We start from the raw sequence: 8,262 nt of genomic DNA, 5'->3' as shown, positions 1-8,262 counted from the left end.
GGCCCGCCCCGACCCCGGGCCGGACCTCATCGAAGGGCTGAAGCGCCTGTTCTCCGGGGAACGCTGAAGAGGTCGCCATGGTCGAGAAGACGCCCTTTTCCGCCCGCATCGCCCGTTTCGCCGCCGACACGGCGGCAGCGCTGGGCCCCGAGATCCAGAAGGCCGACGCCGCCTGCGCCGTGCTGCTGGACACGGTCGGCCGCCTCGCCGGCACCGCCGGCCGCGCGATGCTGCGCGCTCTGCGCCGCGCCGCCATCGCCACCTGGGCCGTGGCGTCGGCCATGGCGGTCCGCCTTGGCCATCTCTCGTGGCGTGCGGGCCGTCATATGGTGCGCGGCCTGTTCGGCCTCGACCGGGGTGACCCGGAGACGGTCGCGCGCGGCCGCATCAAGCTGATCATGGCCGCCTTCTGCGCGGTCTTCATCGCCATCGCCGCCCAGCTCTCCCATCTCGCCGTCACCTCCGATCCCGGCGCCACGCGCGGGCGCGGCTCGGACGCGGTGTCCTCGGCGCGGCCCGACATTATCGACCGCAACGGCGACATCGTCGCCATCGACGTGAAATCCCCGTCCCTGTTCGCCGAGCCGCGCCGCCTGATTGATCCCGACGAGGCGCTGGAAGGCCTGCTCAAGGTGCTGCCCGACCTCGACGTGGAGGAAAGCCGCAAGCGGCTCAATTCCGGCAAGGGCTTCGCCTGGCTCAAGCGCGAGATCACCCCGGCGCAGATGCGCGCCATCCACCGCCTCGGCATTCCCGGCATCGGCTTCCTGAAGGAAAACCGCCGCATCTATCCGGACGGCCCCATCCTGTCCCACGTCATGGGCGGCGTGAACGTGGACAACCAGGGCATTTCCGGCCTCGAGAAATACATTGACGGCCGCGGCCTCGCGGAACTGCATCTGGCGGGCTTCGCCACCGACCTCCAGCAGGAGCCGGTGCAGCTCTCCATGGACATGCGCGTGCAGCATGCGGTACGCGACGAGCTGATCCGGGCCAAGACCAAGTTCTCGGCCCTCCACGCCATGGCGGTGGTGACCGAGGTCAACACCGGCGAGATCGTCTCCATGGTCTCGCTGCCGGACTTCGACCCCAACGTGCCGGGCGATCCGAAGGACGACGCCTATCTCAACCGGCTCACCACCGGCGTGTTCGAGATGGGCTCCACCTTCAAGGCGCTGTCGTTCGCCATGGCGCTCGATTCCGGCAGGATCGGCCTGAATTCCTCGTTCGATGCCCGCGGCGCCATGCATTTCGGCCGCTTCAAGATTTCCGACTACCATGCGGAAAATCGGGTGCTGTCCGTGCCCGAGATCTTCCTCGTCTCATCCAACGTGGGCACGGCGAAGATGGTGCTCTCCCTCGGCGTGGACGCCCACAAGGCCTTCCTGAAGAAGATGGGCCAGCTCGACCGGCTGCGCACCGAGCTGCCGGAAAGCTCCGAGCCCATCGTGCCCAGGCGCTGGGGCGAGCTGAATTCCGCCACCATCGCCTTCGGCCATGGCCTCTCCGTCGCCCCGCTGCAGGCGGTGATGGCGGTGAATTCCATGGTGAACGGCGGCTGGCTCATCCCGCCGACCTTCATCAAGCGGTCCCAGGAGGACGCGCAGAAGGTGGCGGTGCGGGTGCTGAAGCCCGAGACCTCGGACAAGATGCGCTACCTGCTGCGCCTCAATGCGGAGAAAGGCACGGCCACCAAGGCCGAGGTGCCCGGCTATCTGGTGGGCGGCAAGACCGGCACCGCCGAGAAGGTGGTGAACGGGCGCTACGCCAAGAACAAGCTGCTCACCTCCTTCACCGCGGTCTTCCCCATGGACAGGCCGCGCTACCTCATCCTCGTGATGCTGGACGAGCCCAAGGCGACATCGGAGACCTACGGCTTCGCCACCTCCGGCTGGAACGCGGCACCCACCGCCGGCAAGATCGTGGAGCGCATCGCGCCCCTCCTGAACATCGCGCCGCGGCAGAACCTGCCCAATGCGGAACAGTTGCTGCGCATGCCCCTCAAGGTGGCCGACCGGCACTGACAGGCTTCGCTCAAGCGCCGCGCGGGCTTGACCGATCGCCGGCAAGTCAAGCGCGCCGGCAAAGGGAGTAATCCGTCGCCCCACGTTGATACCACCCGCGGGACGCGGCCTCAGGTCGAGGGTGACAATCGGCGCGGGTGGATGCCAAAAGAGGTCCGATGACCAGCCATTCCCTCGGACAGCTCCTCGACGGCCACGCCCGCATCCTGTCGGCCGGCGCGGGCGACGACCCCGTCTTCGGCCTCTCCGCCGATAGCCGCAGGATCAAGGCGGGCGAGCTCTTCGTCGCCATTCCCGGCACCCACGCGGACGGCAGCCGCTTCATCGCCGATGCCGTGGCGCGCGGCGCTTCGGCCGTGCTGATGGAGCCCACCGCGCCCCGGCCCGTGCTGCCGCCGCAGGTGGCGCTCGCCTTCTCCCTCGACGTGCGGCGCTCCCTGTCGCTGGCCGCCGCGCGCTTCTACCTGCGCCAGCCGGCCACCATCGCGGCGGTGACGGGGACGGCGGGCAAGACCTCCGTCGCCTTCTTCCTGCGGCAGATCTGGGAGCGGCTCGGCCACAAGGCGGCCTATCTCGGCACCATTGGCCTGGTGGCGCCGGACGGCTCCACCTATGGCAGCCTCACCACGCCCGACCCGGTGGAACTGCACGCCACCCTCGACCGCCTCGCCGGCGAGGGCGTCACCCACATGGCGCTGGAAGCCTCCTCCCACGGGCTGGACCAGAAGCGGCTCGACGGGGTGCGCTTCACCGCCGGCGGCTTCACCAATCTCGGCCGCGACCATCTGGACTACCACCCCACCATCGACGCCTATTTCCGGGCCAAGCTGCGCCTGTTCACCCAGGTGATGCCGGATGACGCCACCGCCGTGGCGGTGACCGGCGCGCCCTTCGCCGCCAATGCCCTGGCGTGGGCGCAGACGCGCGGCCTGAAGCTGCTGCCCATCGGCGAGGGGCAGGCGGGCGGCCTCGATATCTTCGGCACCACCGGGTCCGGCACCGGGCAGAAGGTAATGTTCGCGGACGGCTCGCACGCCATCGTGCCGCTGGTGGGCCGCTTCCAGCTGGACAACGCATTGCTCGCCGCCGGCCTTGCCATCGCCTGCGGGGCGGAGCGGGCGGCGGCGCTCGATGCCCTCGCTTTTCTCACCGGCGTGCCCGGCCGGCTGGAGCGCATCGGCGACGACCCGCGCCGGCCCGTGTTCGTGGACTACGCCCACAAGCCGGAGGCGCTGGCCACCGTGCTCGACACCCTGCGGGCGGCGGTGCCGGGGCGCCTCATGGTGGTGTTCGGCTGCGGCGGCGACCGGGACAAGGGCAAGCGGCCCCTCATGGGGGCCATCGCCGCCGCCAAGGCAGACGTGGTGATCGTCACCGACGACAATCCCCGCACCGAGGACCCCGCCACCATCCGCGCCGAAATCCTCGAAGGCGCCCACGGGGCCAGGGAAATCGGCGACCGGGCGGAGGCCATCAAGGCGGCCGTGGCGCTGCTCCAGCCTGGGGATGCGCTCGTCGTTGCCGGCAAGGGTCACGAAACCGGCCAAATCATCGGCGACCGGACATATCCGTTCTCGGACGCGGCGGAAGTCCTCGCCGCTCTCGGGTCGGGTTCTGCGAGCCCGTCTCTCAACTTGGGGTAAGAAGGACGCGTCATCTGATCGGCGCGTGCTTCGAAGGAGGTAGCGGCATGAACATGAGCGCTGGCACAAGCGGTCGGGTCCTGCACACCGTCGCCGAAATGGTGGAGGCCACCGGCGCCGCCGTGCGTGGCACGCCCCGCGATGTCACCGGCATCTCCATCGACAGCCGCACCCTTGTCCCCGGCGATGCCTTCTTCGCCATCACCGGCGAGAACAGCGACGGCCACGCTTATGCGGAGAAGGCGATCGGCGCCGGCGCGGCCCTCGCCGTCGTCGCCCGCGACAAGGCGGACGCCTTCCCGGAAGGCGCACCGCTGCTGGTGGTGGACGACGTGCTCGCCGCCCTCACCGATGTCGCCCGCGCCGCCCGCGCGCGCTCAACGGCGCAGATCGTGGCGGTGACCGGATCGGTGGGCAAGACCACCACCAAGGAGGCCCTGCGCATCGCGCTGGGCGCCGATGGGGAGACCCACGCCTCGGCCGCCTCCTATAACAATCACTGGGGCGTGCCCCTGTCGCTGGCCCGCTTCCCGCGGGAGGCGCGCTACGGCGTGTTCGAGATCGGCATGAACCATCCGGGCGAGATCACGCCCCTGGTGCGGCTGGTGCGCCCGCATGTGGCCATCGTCACCACGGTGGAGCCGGTGCACATCGCCCAGTTCGCCTCCATCGAGGAGATCGCCGACGCCAAGGCGGAGATCTTCGACGGCGTGGAGCCGGGCGGCGCGGCGGTGCTGAACCTCGACAATCCGCTGTTCGAGCGCCTGAAAGCGGCGGCCGAGGCGCGCGGCATTTCGCACATCGTCAGCTTCGGCGAAGCCGGCGGCGCGGACGTGCGACTGAAGGATGCCGCGCTGAAATCCTATTGCTCGGTGGCGGTGGCGGACGTGATGGGCACGCCGGTCACCTTCAAGGTGGGCATGCCCGGCCGCCACATCGTGCAGAACATGCTGGCGGTGCTCGCCGCCGCCAGGCTCGCCGACGCCGACATGGCGCTCGCCGCCCTCGCCTTGTCGCACCTCAAGCCTCCGCCCGGACGTGGCGTGCCGCTCCAGCTCCAGCTCAAAAGCGGGCAGGCCACGCTGCTCGACGAGAGCTACAACGCCAATCCCGCCTCCATGCGCGCCGCCCTGGACGTGCTCAGCCGCACCCCGGTGGGACCGCGCGGCCGGCGCATCGCGGTGCTTGGCGACATGCTGGAACTGGGCCCCGACGGGGAGGCGCACCACGCCGGCCTCGCCGAGGCCATTGTCGCGGCGAAGATCGACCAGGTCTATTGCTGCGGTCCCCAGATGCACGCCTTATGGCAGGCGCTCCCCTCGGACCGGCGGGGCGGCTATGCCATCCACGCCACCCATCTCGAGCCCATGGTGGCCGCCGCCATCCGCGCCGGCGACACCCTCATGGTGAAGGGATCCAACGGCAGCCGCATGGGCCCCCTGGTCAAGAAGCTCGCCGAGCGCTTCCGCGCCGGCGAGGACGCGCTGCTCGAAGGATAATGTTTCAATGCTCCAGTGGCTTGCCGAATTCCACGCGTCGTTTCCCGCCTTCAACGTCTTCCGCTACATCACCTTCCGCACCGGCGGGGCGGTGGTGACGGCGCTGCTGTTCGTGTTCCTGTTCGGGCCGGGCATGATCTCCACGCTCCGCCTGAAGCAGGGCAAGGGCCAGCCCATCCGCACCGACGGGCCACAGTCGCACCTGCTCACCAAGAAGGGCACGCCCACCATGGGCGGGCTCATGATCCTGTCGGGCATCGTGGTCGCCACCCTGCTGTGGGCGAACCTGTCCAACCCCTATGTCTGGGTGGTGCTGCTGGTGACGCTGGGCTTCGGCCTCATCGGCTTCTACGACGACTATCTGAAGGTGACGAAGCAGACCCACAACGGCCTGTCCGGCAAGGCGCGCCTCGGCATCGAAGCGGTGATCGCCGGCGTCGCGGTGGTGATCATCATGACGGCGGGCAAGCCGGGGCTCTCCACCTCGGTGGCCTTCCCCTTCTTCAAGGACCTGCTGCTCAACCTCGGCATGTTCTTCGCCATCTTCGGCATGTTCGTCATCGTGGCGGCGGGCAATGCGGTGAACCTCACCGATGGCCTCGACGGCCTCGCCATCGTGCCGGTGATGATCGCGGCCGGCTCGTTCGGCTTCATCGCCTACCTGTCGGGCAACGTGGTGTTCGCCGACTATCTGCAGATCCACTACGTGGCCGGCGTGGGCGAGCTGGCGGTGGTGTGCGGGGCGCTGATGGGGGCAGGCCTCGGCTTCCTGTGGTTCAACGCGCCGCCGGCCCAGGTGTTCATGGGCGACACCGGCTCGCTGGCCCTGGGCGGCCTGCTCGGCACGGTGGCGGTGGCCACCAAGCACGAGATCGTGCTGGCGGTCATCGGCGGCCTGTTCGTGCTGGAGGCGGTCTCGGTAATCGTGCAGGTGGTGTCGTTCAAGCTCACCGGCAAACGGGTGTTCAAGATGGCGCCCATCCACCACCATTTCGAGCAGCTCGGCTGGACCGAGCCGCAGGTGGTGATCCGCTTCTGGATCGTCGCCGTGGTGCTGGCGCTGGCGGGCCTCGCGACGCTGAAGCTGCGGTGAAGCACGGCTTCAGCCCGATGAAAAAGGCCCGCGGGAAGGATCTCCCCGGGCCTTTTTCATGCCTGGAGGCCTGAGAGCCTCACCCTCGTGTGCGGACTCACTCCCGCCCGCACGTCTTTACCCCAAACGGCACATAGGCCGGGCAGAAGCGGAAGATGGCGGTGAGCAGCATCACCACCCCCACCGCGCCTATGATCCAACCCCAGTTGCCCAGCCCCGCCAGCGCCGGGACCGAAGGCGCCACGAACGGCACCAGGATCAGCACCACGCCCACGATGAACCGCAACACGCGGTCGATCCCACCCACATTTGCCATGTCCAGCTCCTCAATCGGTTCTGCAACATTCAATGTTCCGAATGTTGCAGGCGGTCAAGCGCGGGATTTCCCGTAAGACTTCTGTGGTTGCGAAAGGCATTCGCACTTTTGCCCGTCATGCTCTAGACGGAAAAGAGACGATCCATTGCCGCACCGGAATTTTCGTAACGCCATGATCCCCGTCACCGTCTTCAAGGACCGGACCGTCGCCCTTTTCGGGCTCGGCGGCTCCGGGCTCGCCACCGCCGAAGCGCTCAAGGCCGGCGGCGCCCATGTCGTCGCCTATGACGATGCCGAGCCCTCCCGCCGCAAGGCTGGCGAGGCGGGCATCCTCGTCCAGGACCTCAGGTCCATCGACTGGACGGATGTGGCCGCCCTCGTGCTCTCGCCCGGCGTGCCGCTCACCCATCCCGAGCCGCACTGGTCGGTGAAGCTGGCGCGCGACGCGGGCGCGGAGGTGATCGGCGACATCGAGCTGTTCTGCCGGGAGCGGCACGCCATCGCCCGGCGCTCGCCCTTCATCGCCATCACCGGCACCAACGGCAAGTCCACCACCACGGCGCTCATCACCCACATCCTGCGGGTGGCCGGACGCGACGTGCAGATGGGCGGCAATATCGGCACCGCCATCCTCTCCCTCGCCCCGCCCAAGCCGGGCCGGGTGCATGTGGTGGAGTGCTCGTCCTACCAGATCGACCTTGCCCCCAGCCTCGACCCCTCGGTGGGCGTGATGCTCAACGTCACTCCCGACCATCTCGACCGCCACGGCACGATCGAGCATTACGCAGCGGTCAAGGAACGCCTCGTCACCGGCGTCGAGGGCGGCGGCACCGCCGTGGTGGGCGTGGACGACGACTTCTCCGCCGCCATGGCCGACCGGGCCGAGCAGGCGGGCAAGCACGTGGTGCGCATCTCGGTGAAGCGGCCCTTGCCCGACGGCATCTGGCTGGATGGCGAGACGCTGGTGGTCTCCGAGGGCGGGGCCGAGCGCTTCCGCCTGCCGCTCGGCGGCATCGGCTCCCTGCGCGGCACGCACAATGCGCAGAACGCCGCCGCCGCCTTTGCCGCCTGTCGCGGCGTGGGCGTCGCGCCCGAGGTCATCACCGTGGCCATGAAGCGCTTCCCCGGCCTCGCCCACCGCATGGAAGAGGTGGGCAACAAGGGCCCGGTGCTGTTCGTCAACGATTCCAAGGCCACCAACGCGGACGCCGCCGAGCGGGCGCTGGCGAGCTTTGAGGACATCTTCTGGATCGCCGGCGGCAAGCCCAAGGCGGGCGGCATCGCCCCGCTGGCGCCGTTCTTCGGCCGCGTCGCCAAGGCCTACCTGATCGGCGAGGCGGCGGAGGAATTCGCCGCGACACTGGGCGGCACGGTTGCCCATGAGATCGCCGGCACCCTCGACAAGGCGGTGGAAGCCGCCGCGCGGGACGCCGAGGCCTCCGGGCTCAAGGAGCCGGTGGTGCTGCTGTCGCCGGCCTGCGCCAGCTTCGACCAGTTCCCCAATTTCGAGGTGCGCGGCGACGCCTTCCGCGAGCTGGTGCGCCAGCTGCCGGGGGTGGAGGCGCGCACGCGCTCCACCACGCCCGTGGCCCAGAAGGAGCAGCCGAAGGGCGGGCATCCGGGTGGCCATCCCGGTGGCGCACCCCACGGCATGGGGCATGGGGGCGGACATGGGGGCGGACATGGG

The 8,262-nt window shown here is 69.2% G+C and carries 6 protein-coding genes; 5 read left to right on the top strand and 1 reads right to left on the bottom strand.

The window, feature by feature from the left end:
• Positions 1-326: 326 nt before the first annotated feature.
• The 4 genes from K9U40_RS20540 to mraY all read left to right on the top strand — a co-directional run bounded on the left by K9U40_RS20540 (position 327) and on the right by mraY (position 6,259).
• A complete protein-coding gene (locus K9U40_RS20540) occupies positions 327-2,024 on the top strand; it encodes a peptidoglycan D,D-transpeptidase FtsI family protein (RefSeq protein ID WP_282891977.1) in 1,698 nt (565 codons plus the stop codon).
• 158 nt (positions 2,025-2,182) lie between these two features.
• Entirely contained in the window at positions 2,183-3,667 is a 1,485-nt protein-coding gene (locus K9U40_RS20535; protein ID WP_282891976.1) for a UDP-N-acetylmuramoyl-L-alanyl-D-glutamate--2,6-diaminopimelate ligase, read from the top strand.
• A gap of 47 nt (positions 3,668-3,714) precedes the next feature.
• Positions 3,715-5,166 carry a UDP-N-acetylmuramoylalanyl-D-glutamyl-2,6-diaminopimelate--D-alanyl-D-alanine ligase gene (locus K9U40_RS20530; RefSeq protein WP_282891975.1) on the top strand — a complete coding sequence of 484 codons (1,452 nt, stop codon included), beginning with the start codon at positions 3,715-3,717 and terminating at the stop codon, positions 5,164-5,166.
• A gap of 7 nt (positions 5,167-5,173) precedes the next feature.
• Complete coding sequence (gene mraY / locus K9U40_RS20525) at positions 5,174-6,259, top strand: phospho-N-acetylmuramoyl-pentapeptide-transferase (RefSeq protein WP_282891974.1); 1,086 nt, start codon at positions 5,174-5,176, stop codon at positions 6,257-6,259.
• 97 nt (positions 6,260-6,356) lie between these two features.
• Here the strand turns inward: mraY and K9U40_RS20520 are convergent, their stop codons facing one another.
• Entirely contained in the window at positions 6,357-6,575 is a 219-nt protein-coding gene (locus K9U40_RS20520) for a YgaP family membrane protein (protein WP_282891973.1), read from the bottom strand.
• A gap of 172 nt (positions 6,576-6,747) precedes the next feature.
• Between K9U40_RS20520 and murD the strand changes: the two genes are divergently transcribed.
• Positions 6,748-8,262, top strand: a 1,515-nt coding sequence (murD, locus tag K9U40_RS20515) for a UDP-N-acetylmuramoyl-L-alanine--D-glutamate ligase (RefSeq protein ID WP_282891972.1), incomplete at its 3' end; no start/stop codon positions are given.

Origin of the sequence: Xanthobacter autotrophicus (assembly GCF_030015065.1) — a bacterium.
Lineage (GTDB): Bacteria > Pseudomonadota > Alphaproteobacteria > Rhizobiales > Xanthobacteraceae > Xanthobacter > Xanthobacter autotrophicus_D.
Note: the sequence above shows the minus strand (reverse complement) of the source record. Positions and strands in the feature narration are given on the sequence as shown.